Source organism: Corynebacterium sp. 20-84 (genome assembly GCF_053479455.1).
Genome location: NZ_JBRBCB010000005.1, coordinates 109,212 through 124,756, shown reverse-complemented (window position 1 = coordinate 124,756; position 15,545 = coordinate 109,212). Strand labels below are relative to the sequence as shown.

General features: G+C 62.2%; 15 protein-coding genes. 2 read left to right on the top strand and 13 right to left on the bottom strand.

All coding sequences use genetic code 11. From position 1 onward, the window contains the following. Window positions 1-80: 80 nt before the first annotated feature. On the top strand, window positions 81-1,397 hold the full coding sequence (locus tag ACUY2Y_RS05325) for a DUF418 domain-containing protein (RefSeq protein WP_448325117.1): 1,317 nt from the start codon (window positions 81-83) through the stop codon (window positions 1,395-1,397). Here ACUY2Y_RS05325 and ACUY2Y_RS05320 read toward each other — a convergent pair. Next, entirely contained in the window at window positions 1,394-2,365 is a 972-nt protein-coding gene (locus ACUY2Y_RS05320) for an alpha/beta hydrolase family esterase (RefSeq protein WP_448325116.1), read from the bottom strand. The genes ACUY2Y_RS05325 and ACUY2Y_RS05320 overlap by 4 nt on opposite strands. Before the next feature lie 144 nt (window positions 2,366-2,509). On the opposite strand from ACUY2Y_RS05320, the gene ACUY2Y_RS05315 reads away from it, so the two are divergent. Next, window positions 2,510-3,310, top strand: coding sequence for a class I SAM-dependent methyltransferase (locus tag ACUY2Y_RS05315; RefSeq protein WP_448325115.1), 801 nt, complete (start codon window positions 2,510-2,512; stop codon window positions 3,308-3,310). Here ACUY2Y_RS05315 and ACUY2Y_RS05310 read toward each other — a convergent pair. The 12 genes from ACUY2Y_RS05310 to recN all read right to left on the bottom strand — a co-directional run bounded on the left by ACUY2Y_RS05310 (window position 3,307) and on the right by recN (window position 15,531). Further along, on the bottom strand, window positions 3,307-4,020 hold the full coding sequence (locus tag ACUY2Y_RS05310; RefSeq protein WP_448325114.1) for an alpha/beta hydrolase family esterase: 714 nt from the start codon (window positions 4,018-4,020) through the stop codon (window positions 3,307-3,309). The genes ACUY2Y_RS05315 and ACUY2Y_RS05310 overlap by 4 nt on opposite strands. Next, the gene (gene der, locus ACUY2Y_RS05305) at window positions 4,021-5,616 is read right to left on the bottom strand and encodes a ribosome biogenesis GTPase Der (protein ID WP_448325113.1); all 1,596 of its coding nucleotides are present in this window, start codon (window positions 5,614-5,616) and stop codon (window positions 4,021-4,023) included. Continuing rightward, window positions 5,613-6,317, bottom strand: a complete 705-nt coding sequence (gene cmk, locus ACUY2Y_RS05300) for a (d)CMP kinase (RefSeq protein WP_448325112.1) — start codon at window positions 6,315-6,317, stop codon at window positions 5,613-5,615. The genes der and cmk overlap by 4 nt, the downstream gene beginning before the upstream one ends. Continuing rightward, on the bottom strand, window positions 6,317-7,315 hold the full coding sequence (locus tag ACUY2Y_RS05295) for a pseudouridine synthase (RefSeq protein ID WP_448325111.1): 999 nt from the start codon (window positions 7,313-7,315) through the stop codon (window positions 6,317-6,319). The genes cmk and ACUY2Y_RS05295 overlap by 1 nt, the downstream gene beginning before the upstream one ends. An 11-nt stretch (window positions 7,316-7,326) precedes the next feature. Next, complete coding sequence (gene scpB / locus ACUY2Y_RS05290; protein ID WP_448325110.1) at window positions 7,327-7,890, bottom strand: SMC-Scp complex subunit ScpB; 564 nt, start codon at window positions 7,888-7,890, stop codon at window positions 7,327-7,329. A gap of 18 nt (window positions 7,891-7,908) precedes the next feature. Then, complete coding sequence (locus tag ACUY2Y_RS05285) at window positions 7,909-8,757, bottom strand: segregation and condensation protein A (RefSeq protein WP_448325109.1); 849 nt, start codon at window positions 8,755-8,757, stop codon at window positions 7,909-7,911. Window positions 8,758-8,761: 4 nt separating this feature from the next. Beyond that, window positions 8,762-9,631: a ParA family protein gene (locus tag ACUY2Y_RS05280; protein ID WP_210571991.1), complete on the bottom strand. Its 870-nt coding sequence runs from the start codon at window positions 9,629-9,631 to the stop codon at window positions 8,762-8,764. A 108-nt stretch (window positions 9,632-9,739) separates the two neighbouring features. Next, window positions 9,740-10,645 carry a site-specific tyrosine recombinase XerD gene (gene xerD / locus ACUY2Y_RS05275; protein WP_448325108.1) on the bottom strand — a complete coding sequence of 302 codons (906 nt, stop codon included), beginning with the start codon at window positions 10,643-10,645 and terminating at the stop codon, window positions 9,740-9,742. Window positions 10,646-10,657: 12 nt separating this feature from the next. Further along, window positions 10,658-11,338, bottom strand: a complete 681-nt coding sequence (locus ACUY2Y_RS05270; RefSeq protein WP_448325107.1) for an NUDIX domain-containing protein — start codon at window positions 11,336-11,338, stop codon at window positions 10,658-10,660. A 22-nt stretch (window positions 11,339-11,360) separates the two neighbouring features. Further along, window positions 11,361-12,362 (bottom strand): copper transporter, encoded by a 1,002-nt coding sequence (locus tag ACUY2Y_RS05265; RefSeq protein WP_448325106.1) that lies wholly within the window; start codon window positions 12,360-12,362, stop codon window positions 11,361-11,363. 21 nt (window positions 12,363-12,383) lie between these two features. Next, window positions 12,384-13,712, bottom strand: coding sequence for a putative cytokinetic ring protein SteA (gene steA / locus ACUY2Y_RS05260; protein WP_448325105.1), 1,329 nt, complete (start codon window positions 13,710-13,712; stop codon window positions 12,384-12,386). Between the two features lie 91 nt (window positions 13,713-13,803). After that, window positions 13,804-15,531, bottom strand: a complete 1,728-nt coding sequence (gene recN, locus ACUY2Y_RS05255) for a DNA repair protein RecN (protein ID WP_448325104.1) — start codon at window positions 15,529-15,531, stop codon at window positions 13,804-13,806. Window positions 15,532-15,545: the final 14 nt, after the last annotated feature.

Below are 15,545 nucleotides of genomic sequence, written 5' to 3'. Positions count from 1 at the left end.
GGGCGAAGCGTACTTAGTCGCCCAAAAGGGCGGAGTATGATTAGAGGTGAAAACCCCCCTTTATGAGGAAGGATCCGGTCATGGTCACCCGGCCGCAGCAAGGCGCGAGAGTGAACAAGGTGCGTTATGTCGCACCTGATGTGGCCCGAGGGCTGGCGCTGCTCGGCATTGTGATCGCGAATGTGCCGACGAATTGGCTGGCGACGCAGGACGCAGCGCATTCGGGCTTCTTCGGCGGCACTGGGCCTGATCCGAGCATGCTCGACAAGGTGCTGATCGTCTTCCAGGCGATGTTCGTCCACGTGCGCGGATTGTCGATGTTCTCCGTGCTGCTCGGAGTGGGCATCGGCATGATCCTGGGAAGTTTGTGGCGGCGCGGATTCACCAACCGGGCGGCGAAGATGATGATCGCCAAACGCTACTTCTTCTTGTTCTGCTTCGGCTTAGTCCACCTGCTCTTCTTTTTCCCGGGGGACATTCTCACGGCGTACGGCATCTGCGGCATAATCATGGCGCTGTTCATAGGATTCAGCGATAGAACGTTGCGGATCATCGCTGGAGTCTTGCTCGGCGCATGGTGCGTGTGGTGCGTTCTCGGTGCAGTGATGATCATCTTCGACGGCCCCGGTGCCCCGACGATCTCAATGGATATGTTCTATAGCCAGGCCAGCGCTACCTATGTTGATCAGATGAGTCGGGCGCTTGGCATTTTGAAAGAAATGGTGGTGCCCACCATTTTCATCTTCCCGATGATTCTCATTGGCTTCGTGTGGGGACGAGAAAGGGTGATGGAGGACGTCGATAGGTACGCGAAGCGGTTGTGGGGCTGGGTGGTCGTGACTGTTCTGGTCATCGTTTTCGTCGGCATTCCGTTCGGCCTGTCGTCGGTGGGTGTCCTCCCCTACGAGTGGGAGTCGGCTTTCGGGATTCTCAACCAGGCTTTCGGCCGACTGACCGGGCCGGGCATCCTCGCCGCGGTCATGCTGGCGATGCGCTCAATCCAGCGCCGTATCGCGCAAGGTGAAGCGATTCCGGGGTGGCTCAGCGCTTTCAACGCCTTGGGCAAACGCTCCATGACGGGCTACCTCGGGCAGACCATCATCTTGTTCCCCCTCACGGCGATTTTCTTGCTCGGTATCGGGCACGGCTGGCCCATTGCGGCCCAGATGGTGCTCTCCACGGCCGTGTGGCTGGTGACTCTGCTGGTCGCCTGGATGATGGAGCGTCATGGCATGCCGGGGCCGTTCGAGAAGCTCCACCGGACCTTGTCGTACGGCAAAAACGGGCTCCCGCAGCACTATGAGCTCACGCCAAAAGAACGCGAGCGCGCGCCGGAGAAGCTCAAGGTCGGCTACAAGCAGAAGATCAACGGCACCTGGCAGCTGGCGCTTCCCTAGCCCAAGGTGTCGCGGTAGGAGATGCCGAAGAAGTCGAGAATCTGGCGGCTGGCTAGGTCATCTGTGGTGTTGTCGCCTGGGCCCTTGTCGCCGTCGGCACCGGGCCAGATGTGCGTGCTGCCGTCGAGTCGATAATGGCGTAGCTCGGCGTCGCAGCGCTTCCAGATGAATTCTTCGCCGGGGCGGGAGAATTCCTCGGTCGCCGGCTCAGGGGCGCAGTGGTTGCGCTCGGCGGCTTCTTCCATGACTTCCATGACCGGTTTGTAGTCGGCGTCGTGGCGGACCCCGCCGTCGTATTTGATGGTGTTGTCCTTGGTGCCGTGGAAGTCGATCTGCTTGGTAGGAATCGGCGCGCAGCCATCGAAGACGGTGTTGTAGTAGGCGGCCGAAACAGTGGCGATCCCCGTGAGCTGGTGTGCGCGTTTGCAGGCAGCGTAGGCGGCGAATCCCCCGCCGTTGGAGTGCCCGGCGGCAAAAACGCGCGAGGGATTGATCGGGTATTTGTCGAGCATTTCCTGGCGCACGGCGTCGAAAAAGTCGAGGTCTTCCTGCCCAGTGGTGACAGCATACGGCGCAGGGGCCCACGCGGTATTGGCGCCCTGCATGTACACAACGACGGCATTGGCCTTATTGAACTCGGTGATCTTGCGCATGGAGTCGTCGGTCATTTTGTAGCCGTGGAAGACGAAGAGCAGTGGCAGGTTTTCGCGGTCTTCAACCTCGGGCGGCGTCGTCACCATGTACTCGCGTTCGCGGTCGCCGACTTTAATTGTCTGAGCGAAGGTACTGGGGTCGCCGGTGAAATCTCCTTCGGCCTCGGCGATTTCTTCGCGCACTTCGTTGGTGGCGTCGTTGACTTGGAGGTCTTCTTCATTTTCTCCGCACGCGCCGAGACCAGCGATCGACCATAGCGCAACTGCGAGCGCGGCAGCTGGGCGAATGCGACGTTTCACAGGAATGCGAGTCATCTTTCGATCGAGGAGTTTAAAGCGGCGGGGTTTGGGACCCGCACGCGAACCTACGCCATCGTATTAGCGAAATGTGTTTTTCGCGTGGCGCGCCCGAAGGGTTCACACTAAATTCATCGACTGCGAGCAGGTAGATTTCTTCCCATGACCACGCACCCGGAGCCACGGCATTTCACACCGAGCGGCAAGGAAGCGCCCGGTTTCGCGGACGCTGCGGCGCGTGAGTTCACCGCTGGTGCTTTCGCTTCCGGCTCAGATGATTATGACGATGTGCGTCCGACGTATCCAGCAGACGTCGCGGCCCTCGTCAGCAACGCACGCACGCTTATCGACGTCGGCGCCGGCACCGGCAAGCTCACCTCCACATTGCTCTCACCCGGGCGGAAGGTCTGGGCGCTCGATCCGTCTCACAGCATGTTGGATGTCCTGCGGACTCGTTATCCCGCAGTACCGGTCTGGCGAGCGACGGCGGAGGCCACCGGATTAGCGGATGATTCCGTCGACGCTTATGTCAGTGCGCAGACATGGCACTGGGTGGACACGAATCAAGCGAGCGCAGAAGCCGACCGCGTCGTCTCCCGCGGCGGGGCGCTCATGCTGTGCTGGAATACTCTCGATGTCTCCCACCCGTGGGTTCTTCGTCTCTCGCGCATCAGCCATTCGGGGGACGTGCACCGGGAGGGCTTCTACCCCACGGTTCACGCACCATGGCAGCTTATCGACGAGCTCCGCATGCGCTGGTTCCAACCCGTCACCCCCGAGCATCTCTTCGCGCTGGCTCGGACTCGTTCATATTGGCTTAGGGCGAACGAGAAAACTCGAGCTAAAGTCGCCGATAATCTGCGCTGGTATCTCTATGAGCGACTCGGTTTCGATCAGGGCCAGCCGATCCCGCTTCCCTACCGCACTGATGCTTTCTACTATCGGCGAGCTGGCGAGCATTAATCGAGCATGTCGATTCCGAAGAAGCCAAGTATTTCTTCGGTGACATCGATGCCGCGCCCGCGTGCCCATACTCCCGCTGGCCATTCGTGGCTCATGCCGTCGACTGGAATGTGCACGGCGCGGGCAAGATCGCCGTTGCGGCGCTCAAAAGCGTCGGTGACAGCTGTGGCTGCACGAATCAACCCGAGAGAGCCCCGGTCCTGCCCGTTGTAGGGAACGACGTCGTCCCAGGTGCCATGAATATTCAGGTAATTGATGGGTTCCCCGGACGTGATCTCATCGAGGTTTGTGCGGATGGCACCAGCGACTGTGGCGACGCCGGCATATTTCTCCGGTGTGCTCACCGCCAACGCGGTCACGAAGCCGCCGCCATTGGAAAAGCCTGCGAGATAGATCCGGTCACGGTCGATGGGATAGGTGGCGGTGAGGTCGGTGGTAATGGCGTCGATAAGCGCTTTGTCTTCTTCGAGCGTTGTCACGGCGTACGGCGCGGGACTCCATGCGAGCCCCTGGCCAGTCGGTGCGGCGACGATGGCGTTCGCGGCGCCGAGATTCGTGCCGATGAGAAAGTCGAGTCCATTATCGCCTTTGCCGTGGATCGCGAGCACGACCGGTAGGGACTCGTCGAGCGCGACAGGCACGGAGCACTGATAGGAGCGCTCGAGTCCGTTGACCGTGATTGTGCGGGCGATCCGGCGGCTGGCGGTCATCTAGCGCCTCCGCGGGTTGCGCTCGCGCACGCGGACAGCGAAGCGGACCGGGGTGCCGTGGTAGCCGAACTGCTCGCGGAATTTGCGTTCCAGGTAGCGGCGGTAACCTCCGTCGAGGAAGCCCGTAGTGAACAGAACGATTGTGGGCGGAAGGGTGCTCACCATCGTGGCGAAGAGGACCTTCGGCAGACGGTTATTCTTCATCGGCGGCGGGTTCGCAGCGATCGCCTCGCGCATCCAGTTGTTGAGCTGGCCGGTGGAGATGCGCTTGTCCCAGTTCTCCAGGGCGGTGATCATCTCTTTTTCGAGTCGGTGCAGGCCGCGGCCGGTCTCGGCGGAAATATTGATCTTGGACACCCACGGCAGCTGCTTGAGCTGCAAGTCGAATTCCCGGTCGAAATAGTAGCGCCGGTCCTCATCCATGAGGTCCCATTTGTTGAAGGCAATGACCATCGCTTTGCCCGCTTCGAGCACCATGGAGATGACGCGCTGGTCTTGCTCGGTGATCTCCTGGGAGGCGTCGATAAGCACAACGCACACTTCCGCGGCGTCGATCGTGCCGCGCGTGCGCAGCGACGCGTAGTACTCGTGCCCCGTCGCGTTTTTGACCTTCTTGCGCAGGCCCGCGGTGTCGATGAAGCGCCACAGTCGCTCGTCGAGCTGGATCAACTCATCGACCGGGTCGACGGTAGTGCCCGCGACATTATCGACGACCGCGCGCTTCGACTTGGAGAGCTTGTTCAGCAAGCTGGACTTGCCCACATTCGGCTTGCCGACGAGCGCCACACGCCGCGGCCCCTCCGTGATCGAACTGGCTGATTTCGGCGTTTCGGGGAAGACCTTCACGATCTCGTCGAGCACATCGGCGCCGCCGCGACCGTGAAGTGCGGAGACCGGCCACGGGTCCCCCAGGCCGAGCGAGTAGAACTCGGCGACATCACCCCACTGGGACTCGGATTCGAATTTGTTGGCCACGAGGAGAATGGGGACGTCGGAACGCTGGAGGTTGCGTGCCATGAACGCGTCTGAGTCCGTGACGCCGACGTGCGCGTCGACGACCATGACGATGACATCGGCATCCTCCATCGCTGCTTCCGACTGGTGAGCGATAGACGCGTGAATGCCTTTCGCATCAGGATCCCAGCCACCGGTGTCCTGCACCCAAAAACGCTGGCCATTCCAGTCGGCGAGGTAGCTCACACGGTCGCGGGTCACGCCAGGGTGGTCCTCGACCACAGCTTCACGACGCCCCAAGAAACGGTTCACCAGAGTGGACTTGCCGACATTCGGTCGGCCGACGATCGCGACCGTCGGCAACGCTTCCTCGATGTGGCCGTCGGGGTTGATGCCGAAGGCTTGGCCGATTTCTTCCCACTCTTCGTCGGTGTATCCGTTATCGCCTTCTTCGTCATCTTCGTCGTCGCCGAAGTCCGCAGGACCGAATTCTGACTCGTCGAATTCCTCGAGTTCGCCTTCGAAAGCCTCCTCGTACGCCTCGTACTCGGAGACGACCTCACCGTCGTAATCGGCGGGATTGAAGTGGGTGTACTCGAATTCGGTCTCGCGCTCCTCGCGCGGTCGATTCTGCTCGCTCATCGCGCGCTCCTTTCAATGAGCGAGATCAGTGCGCCGATGACCTCGTCCTTATCCATGTCGGAGGTGTCGATGATCTCCGCGTCATCCGCCGGACGCAGCGGGCTCGTCGCGCGGGAAGAATCAAGCTCGTCGCGACGGACGACATCCGCCAGAACAGTGTCGTAGTCGACTTCGCGTCCCGCAGCAATGTCCTGGTTGTAGCGGCGCGTGGCACGCACTTCCGGGGAGGCGGTGAGGAAGGCTTTCGCTGGGGCGTCGATAAGCACGACCGTGCCGATATCGCGGCCTTCGACGATCGCGCGGTGCGCTTCGCGTGCGAGCTTTCGCTGCAGCTCGACGAGGTTCGTGCGCACGTCGGCAATGGCGGAGACCGCCGAGACATTCTGCGTGACCTCGCGGCCGCGGATCTCGCCCGCGACATTCTCCCCGTCGAGAATGACCTCAGTGGAATCCGGATCATCGGAGATCTCCAACGGAAGGTCGCGTGTGGCGGCGACGACGGCTTCGGTATCCGCCGGGTCAATGCCCGCGCGCAGCACAGCGAGCGTGGCCACGCGGTACATTGCGCCGGTGTCGACGTATTTCGCGTCGAGCTGCTTGGCCAAAGCACGGCACGTCGTCGACTTGCCGGTGCCGGATGGCCCGTCGACCGCGAGGATCAGTCCGCCGTCAGGCATATTCACAAGAGTCTTCGCGCTCATTACATATCCACCGCCTTGTAGAGAGCAGTCAGCTCCGAGTCGTTGAGTGCACGCATCGCTCCCGGTTTCAGCTCGCCGAGCTGGACCGTGTGGATCTTCGTGCGCACGAGGCGCTGGACCGGGAGGCCCGCTCCTTTGAGCATGCGGCGGACCACGTGCTTGCGGCCTTCGTGGATCTCTAGGCGCACCAACGACTGACCCTGGTAGGTATCCACAATCTGGACGTAGTCGGCCTTGGCGATGCCATCGTCAAGCTCCACGCCCTTCTTGAGCTCGCGGACCAGCGGGGGTTTTGCCTCACCGAGAACAGTGGCGAGGTAGGTCTTGGACACCTCGTACTTCGGGTGCATGAGGCGGTTAGCCAACTCGCCGTCGTTGGTGAGCAGCAACAGACCTTCCGTGTCGGCGTCCAGGCGGCCGACGTGGAACAGGCGCTGACCCGACACGATACGGTCTGCGACGAGATCGCCGACGCAAGGACGGCCGAGGTCGTCCTCCATCGTGGTGTGCATGCCGCGCGGCTTGTTCAGCGCGAAGTATTGGTGCTCTTCGTTGACGTTCACGCGCACACCGTCGACGCGGATGATGTCCACGTTCGGGTCCACGCGCACGCCCTGTTTGCGGATGATCTTGCCGTTGACCTCAATGCGGCCCTCGTCGATCATCACCTCGGAGTGGCGGCGCGATGCCACGCCCGCTTGGGCGAGGACCTTTTGCAGACGGATACCCTCGCTTGTTTTGCGCTTCGGTGTGTTGCTGGGAGCGTCATCGCCCTCGTCGATCGCTTTGCCCAGCGGTGCGACGGGGTCTTCGCGCTCGTCCCACCAATTATCGGCGAGCGGGTGCGGTTCTTGGTTCTGTTCAGCGTTCTTCGCGGCGTTTTCACGCCTCTTGCTCAAGCTGACATTCTGATGCTTAGCGGGCTTGGCGTTGGAGAGAAAGAACTTCTCGTCCTTGCTGTTGTCCGGTGTGCCTTCTCGGCGAGCGGGTGGGGTCATGGCTCCCCAAACTACCAGGCCTCTTCGATGGAATCGACTTCCGGAAGAAGCGGCGCCAAGTCAGGCAAGCGGTCGAGTGAATCGATGCCGAGCTGCTCGAGAAACAGTTCGGTAGTGACGTAGCGGTGCGCGCCCGTCGCCTCGTCCGGGTCGACTTCAGCGATGAGTCCGCGGAGAGTCAGTGTTCGAATCACCCCGTCGACGTTGACACCGCGCACAGCAGCGACTTGCGCACGGGTGACTGGCTGGCGGTAGGCCACCACGGCGAGTGTTTCCATCGCCGCGCGTGACAGCTTCGTGTGCGCGCCGTCGACGAGAAATGCTTCGACAGCGTCGGCATTCTCCGTCCGCGTGTAGAGGCGCCAGCCCTCAGAAGTCTCGCGCACGTCCATGCCAGAGCCGCGTTCGTCGAGCTCGTCTGCCCACTGAGTGAGGCACGCCGTCACGTCTGACTCCGCGGCACCTAACGCGCCAGCGATATCCGCGGCGAGCGCCGGAGTGTCAATGACGAGCAGGATCGACTCGACCTGCGAGCGCAACTGGCTCACCATCGGCATGGATCCGGATTCAGTCATGATGAACGCCGTCCTTCCCTACTCCCAGTTCGCGGCGGCGACCACAGCCGGATCGACGTCCTTGCCTGTCCAGGAGATATCGAGCTGCCCCAATGCTTCTTCTTGCTGGGCATCAATAGCGTGCGCTTTGTAAAGTTCCAGCACGGCGAGGAAACGCCCGACCACTTCCATCGAACGCGTGCAATCGCGCGTAAGAGCAGTGAACGTCAGCCAGTGCTGCGGCCCAGCGAGCTTGAGCGTGTCCAACAGCTTTCCCGCCTGCTCCGGCACGGAGACCGGCTGGATGTGAAGGTGATCGACTCGGACTTCCTCCGGCGGCTTCGGACGGAACACCGATGCCGCGAGTTCGGCGAAAGAACCAGGCGTGTGCCCCAGCGCGACGGGCGGGAGCACATCAGAGAAGGCCTCCTCCATGCCTACGGCACGCGGATAACGCCGGCGAGCACTCGCCTGCCAACGTTCGAATTGGTCCGCCACTTGCTGGTAGGCGCGGTACTGCAAAAGGCGCGCGAAAAGCAGGTCGCGCGACGACAGGAGCTCGAGGTCCTCCTCATCGTCGTCTCCGTTGCGCGGAAGCAGGCGTTGCGCTTTCAGGTTGAGCAGCGTCGCCGCGGTGACGAGGAACTCAGTGATCTCGTCCAGCTCGGCGGTCTCGCCCAATTGCTTGACGTAGGCGATGAACTCATCGGTCACTTCCGCCAACGCCACCTCTGTGACATCGAGCTTGTGGGAGCTGATCAAATTCAGCAGGAGATCGTACGGCCCCTCGAAATTATTCAGCACGAGGGTGAACCCGGTGATCTCCGGCTGATACCCCTCGCCCGCAAAGGCGGGGTCGCGCGGATCGATCTTTTCAGCTGTCGTCATACGGTCAGGAGGTGCGCTCGATGACCTCAAGGGCGAGGTTGCGGTACTGTTCCGCGCCGGGCGAATTCGGAGCCCACGTGATGATGGGCTCGCCGGCCACGGACGTTTCCGGGAAGCGAACCGTGCGGGTGATCACCGTGTCGAAGACCCGGTCGCCGAAGACTTCCACGACGCGGTCCATCACCTCGCGGGCGTGGGTGGTGCGGCGATCAAACATGGTCACCAGGATTCCGACGATGTCCAGGTCGAAATTGATGCGATCGCGCACCTTCTCCACCGTGTCGGTCAGCAATGCGAGCCCGCGCAGAGAGAAATACTCGCACTCCATCGGGATGATGACGCCCTGCGAGCACGCCAGGGCGTTGACGGTGAGAAGCCCGAGCGACGGCTGGCAGTCGATGATGATGAAGTCATATTCCCCGCGCACAGGGCGCAGAGCACGGCCGAGAGTTTGCTCGCGGCCGACTTCATTGACCAACTGGATCTCCGCCGCAGACAGATCGATATTCGCCGGAACCATGTCCAGGCCGGACACATTGGTGTGCTTGATCGCGGCATGGATCGACGAGGTGTTATCCAGCATGAGGTCGTAGACCGTGACCTGATCCTCGTCGTGGGTGACGTTCAAACCTGCGGACAGTGCGCCCTGCGGGTCAAGATCGACCAAGAGGACCTTGCGGCCCTGCTCCGCCAAGCACGCACCGAGGTTGATCGACGACGTTGTCTTGCCCACGCCGCCTTTTTGGTTGACCATCGAGATGATGGTCGCGGGGCCGTGCTTGTCCAGAGGTTTGGGCTGCGGGAACTCACGCAATGGCCGACCCGTCAGCCCGACCTCCGGCTCCGAAGCGCTGAAAAGTCCGTCTTCTGTCACCGAGCCACTCCTTCGTTTCCTGCGTCACCCTGCGTCCGCAACGCTGTCAACGCGAACGATGTGCCTTGCTGTTGATGGTCATCTTACACGGCTGTCATTCGCCCGCAGTCACGAACGCGGATGCGAGGAGGTCCACACTTCACGCAAGTTTTCTGGTGTGACGTGGGTGTATATCTGAGTCGTCGTCACAGAGGCGTGACCGAGCAACTCTTGGACTGTGCGCACGTCGGCACCCCCCTCCAACAAATGCGTGGCAAAGGAGTGGCGCATCGTGTGCGGGGAGATCTCTTTGTCGAGGCCTGCTCGTGACGCAGCGTCCTTGATGATCGTCCACGCACTCTGCCGCGACAGCGCACCGCCGCGCTTGTTCAGGAACACGGCGTGGGACTTTCCTGCCGATAACGCCGGGCGCCCACGGACGAGATACGCCTCGAGAGCACGCTGCGCGGCGCCGCCTACCGGAACCACACGCTGTTTGTCGCCTTTGCCAGTGACCTTGATGAAGTCGCGGGTCTCAGCAATATCGTCCACGACTAAGGCGAGCACCTCAGAGATCCGGGCACCGGTCGCGTAGAGGATTTCAAGCAGTGCCTTGTCGCGCAGTTGGGTGGGGGTCTCGTCGGGGCAGGCGTCGAGAAGCATGCCCACTTCTTCGATGCTGAGCGTGTCCGGAAGCTTCTCTCCGAGCTTCGGCGGGGACACGCTCGCGGCGACATCGGCTGCCACCACTCCCTCGCTCACCGCGAATTTGTGCAGGCCGCGCGCAACAACGAGGGCGCGGCTTGCCGACGACGCCGCCAGCCCCTTTTTCCCGTCTCCCCCGCGCCGCAGATCTGCGACATAGTCTTCAAGATCCGTCGATGCGACCTCGCCAAGGTCTGTTTTGCCGGTGTCCGCGAGCCAATCGAGATACCTCTCGACATCGCGGCGGTAATTGCTCAGCGTATTGGCGGACACGCCCCGCTCAACAGCGAGGTGGTCGAGCCACAGCTGGCTGACTGTTCGTGCGTCCACACCAGAGACTTTCTATTTGATCTTCTTCATGTCGGGCGTGATCCCTTCCGCGCGGCGACGCGTCGGCATATGCGTGGGACGCAATTCGAAAGGCGTCAACGTGCTGCGTGCTTCTGCCCTACCTGCGAGCACCTCGGAGGCGGACAAGATGCCCGCGATGGCGATCGAGTTCGCGATACGGCCATTCATGACGTCGGCGCGTGCCTCATCGAGCGGCACCCACGCAAAACCCATGTCGGCCTCTTCCTCTTCTGCCTCCGGGCGGTCGGTCTCGGTGAGATCTGTGGCCAAGAAAACGCGCACTGCTTCTTCCGCGAACCCGGGCGAGGTGACCAAGTCGACGAGCACCGACCACTTCCCCGCCTTCAGGCCCGCCTCCTCGACGAGTTCACGCTGAGCGGTGACGAGCGCGTTTTCACCGTCGAAGTCGAGCAGGCCTGCGGGCAACTCCCAGAGTCGGCGGCCGACGGTGTGGCGGTATTGCTCCACCATCGCGATGCGATCGTTGGCGTCGACGGCGACCACAGCGACAGCACCGAAGTGTTCCACCACCTCGCGGGTCGCGGTTGACCCGCCTGGCATCGTGACGGTGTCGCGGCGTAGGGCGAGAATCGGGGCGTCGATAAGCAGCTCCGAGTCCGTCACCTCAAAACGGTGCCGCTGCGAATCGGACATTGGTGTGGAATCAGACATGGTGCCCACGATAGCGACGAGGTCAGTTCCCGGGACGCGACTCCGGCTTCGGAGCGGGCATATCCGCATTCGCATTCGACGCAGAACCGTACGCACCGGAGCCGCCGTTGATCTGCTCGGCGAGCGCGAGCACAGTCGAGATCCGGCCGGTCTCGGACTCGAGAGAGTCAACGGTAGAAACCTTGGACTTATCGTCCGAACGCAGCTGCGCCAGCGACCCCTTCTCGGCGGCGGCGCCACGGCGGCCGGCAAGCACAACAGAATCGCCCTTCGAATCGAGAGCGCGCGCGAAATCAGCCATCACGGTCGCGGAGTAGACGCTGCTCTCGTCCTTATTGCCCTCCGCTTCTTCCTCGTTGAGCGTTCCGCCGGTGACCAGGATGATGCCCTGGACCGGCGTGATCGTCCCGTCGGCGTACTCGATGAATCCGGCATCGCGCAGCGCCTGCAGCACCACGGCACGGTCATCGACGGTGGCGAGCGGCTGATCGCCCTTGGGGTCGAACATCAACGCCGCGCCGAGCGACTCACCGGCGTGCACACCCGGCTCCTGGTTGTCGACGGACAGCTGCGCGCCCGCCGGCAACGTCGTGGCGATAATGGAGCGCAGTTCATCTGCACCTTCGGGGGACAAGAATTTATCCGTGAGTGTGATCTGGCCCGACGCGACGCCGCCCGCCTGCTTCGCCAACCAACTGGTCACTTCGACATCGTCAGCGTTGGCGTCCGGGGTACGGATCAATATGAATGGGCGCTGATCGAGCGCACCTTCAACGATCTTCGTCGACGTGTTCCCGAGCAGAGCGTTCGCCGCATCCACCTGACGCTGAGAATTCTCGTCGGCGGCGGCAGTCTTCTTCGCGCCGTCGCCAGACGAACTTCCCGTGATGTGGTTGAAGCTGTTGTCAGCGATCGGTGCCATCGACGGGGCGACGACGAGCGCGCCCAAAGCGATACCGGCCGCGATGCCCCACGCGAGGCCGCTTGCCACCAAACCCGGTGCTCCGGTCTTCTTCTTCGGCATGTTGAAGCGATTCCTCCCCTTTTAGCGCGAGAACAAGTTCTGGACGGTCAGTGCGAAGTTATTCCAGGTGTCGATGAGGTTGTCCACGAAGGAACCGTTGCCCATCAGACCGACAATGAGGATCACCGTGGCGACGGCGACCAGCAATCCGAGGATCGCCCACGCCCAAGCGATGCCCCTGCCGGAGGAGGACTTTTCGTAGAGATTCTCGATCACTCGCGAATCCACGATGCGATTGCCCGCCTTCAAACGGGTGAGCATCGCCGCGGGCGTAGCGTCTTCGTTACCGGCGAAGATGCGGTCCAGATCCAGGTTGTCGCCCGCGGTGACGATGGTCTCCGCATCATGGAAGACCGCGAGCAAAATGGCGAGATCCGTGGGTGAATCCGTCGCCGCCGGGAACGTCACGGCACCGACGCCCAAGTCCTGGATCCGCTCCAAGCCTGCGGCGTGACCGTCCGGGTCTGCCGGAAGAATCACGCGGGCATCACCGCGCAAATTGTCGTTGGAGATATCTGCCGGATCGCCCACGATGAAATCGCAAGAGTAGCCTGCATCCAGCAAGGTGTCGGCGGCTGCGCCAACACCGATGATGACCGGCTGGAACTCGCGGATGAAATTGCGCATGGTCTCGATGCGCTCCCGGGTATCACCAGTCGGGCTGACGATGAGGACCTTGCGTCCCGCGATGGCATCGCCGAGCTCGGGGACGCCGACGCCGTCGACAAGCAACGGCGATTCAGAATGAATGAACTCGATGGAGTTGCCGAAATAGGCTTCCATGTGGTCGACCAGGTGCTGCTGCGATTCGTCGAAAGCGCTGTCGACCGTTGCGCGGTCAAGCGCGTCAGCCTGCGCGATCGCTTTCTTGCCCGCGCGCACCTCGCCGTCCGCGGTCACGGAGCCCTTCTTGCCGTCGCGGAAAGAACCGCGCGTGGAAGCGCCGGCGTTTTCCAGCAGCGGAATTCCTGCGTCAAGAAGCAGCTGTGGACCATAATTGGGAATATTTCCGGAGGAGAACTTCGCGATATTCACCACCGCGCCAGGACGCTTTTCCACCAGCGCCTGAGCTTCGCGACGGCTCATGTCAGGCGCGTCGACGATCGCGATATCGCCGTCGTTGAATTTGCGCATGCCTTTGCCCTGCGGAGTGCAATCGCGCAAAGAGCCGGTAATGGTCTCGGTGATCGCCGTTTTATCGGCGACCTTCTTGACCGGCTGCTTTTCCAGCTGCTTTTCCGGTGCGTCTGCCTTGGAGGCGGTCACCTTCGTGCTGATGGACGTGCTTCCGGAAGTGGACGCCTTCGTGCCGTTCTTCTCGGCGGAGGGAGTACGGGAAGTTGAGCTCATGGGTCATGATTCTGCCCGTCGGAGCAGGATATTCGGTGAAGGCGCGCGGAACAGGCGACAGAATTCACAGCACCTGACACTCCGCCGGAAACTAGGCGCGGAACGCCTCCACATCGGCGCGAGCTTTCTCCAGAAGCTCAGCTGCGTGGGCACGGCCCGATGCGGAGCCATCCATGCCGGCGAGCATCCGAGCGAGTTCATCGACACGTTCGTCGCCGTGCAGCTCTTTCACGCCGGACGTCACCGTCTCGTCACCCACGTTCTTGGCCACGTGCAGGTGGTTGTCGGCGTAGGCCGCGACCTGCGGGAGGTGCGTCACCACAATCACCTGATTGTTCAGGGCGAGGCGGGCAAGACGCCGGCCAATCTCCACTGCCGCTCGTCCACCGACTCCGGCGTCGACTTCGTCGAAGACCAAGGTCGCGCCACCACGTTGCGCGGAGAGAATCACCTCGAGCGCCAGCATGACGCGCGAAAGCTCGCCGCCGGACGCACTCGACGCGAGCGGCTGCGGTTCGAGAGAATCATTAGGGGCGAGGCGCAACTCAACTGCATCAGCGCCATTGCGGTCGTAGTCCTGCTTATCGACGCTGACGGTGATCCGCGCTTTCGGCATAGCGAGACCGCGCAACTCCTCGGTCACGGCTGTGCTGAGCTTTTCTGCCGCCGCCGTGCGCGCCTTGGTCAGTTTCTTCGCCCGCGACACCATGGCTTTGTTGTGCTCGGCGACCTTCGTTTTCAGTTGGTCAAGGGCTTCGGCGGAGGTGTCGATCGATTCAAGTCGGGCCTGCGCCTTGTCGCGCCACTTCAGTACACCGGCGATATCCGGCGCATACTTCCGGGTCAAGCCTTTGAGTTCCTGCTGGCGCTGCAGGAGACGCTCGAGCTCCTCTGGATCACTGGGCAATTCGGACAGGTACATGCCCAATTCACCGGACACGGAGGAGAGGACCGAGGCGACGTCGCTGAGCTGCTCCCCCAGCGCGCGCAATTGCTCGTCACTCGATCGGGTCAATGCCGCTGCAGCCCGGCCGACGAGATCGGATGCGGTGTCCTCGTCGGCGCTGAATTCGCTGACGGCGTCTGCGCCGTCAATCGCGACGATCGCTTCCTGCGCTGCCTCACGTAAAGCGTCGACGTCCTGAAGGCGGTTGACCGATGCGACCAATTCAGTGTCCTCGCCGACCTCCGGGGCGACCTCGTCGATCTCGCCCACAGCGAAGGTGAGCCGGTCGACTTCTTGGGCGAGCTCCCGGCGCTTTGTCACCCGCTCCTCGAGATCTTTCGATGCCTTCCGCCACGCGGTGAACGATTCGCGGTAGCTCTCCTTGAGCGGGCCGATCTTCGGGTCGTAGGAGTCCAGTGCAGCAAGCTGCTCTGCTGGTGAGAGCAAGCGCAACTGGTCGTTCTGGCCGTGAATCGTCAACAGTTCGCCGGTGAATTCGCTCAATGTCGCCGCCGGCACCGTACGTCCGCCGAGGTGCGCGCGAGAACGGCCAGTGGCTTTCACTGTGCGCGCAGCCAAGTATTCGCCGTTCTCGTCGGCGGCGGCACCGGTGTCGTCGATAAGCGTTGCGATTCTTTCGCGGGACTTTTCGTCCAGGGCGTCGGCGTTGAATGCCCCCTCAACTCCCGCCTGCTGTGCCCCGGTGCGCACTTTCGACGCATCGGCGCGCCCGCCGGTGAGCAGACGCAAACCGGTGACCACCATGGTTTTGCCCGCACCGGTCTCGCCGGTGAGCACGTTGAGGCCGCGGGCGAATTCGACATGGGAATGCGGGATGACGCCGAGGTTGTCGATCGAGATTTCTACGAGCATGCAGACCTTTGAGC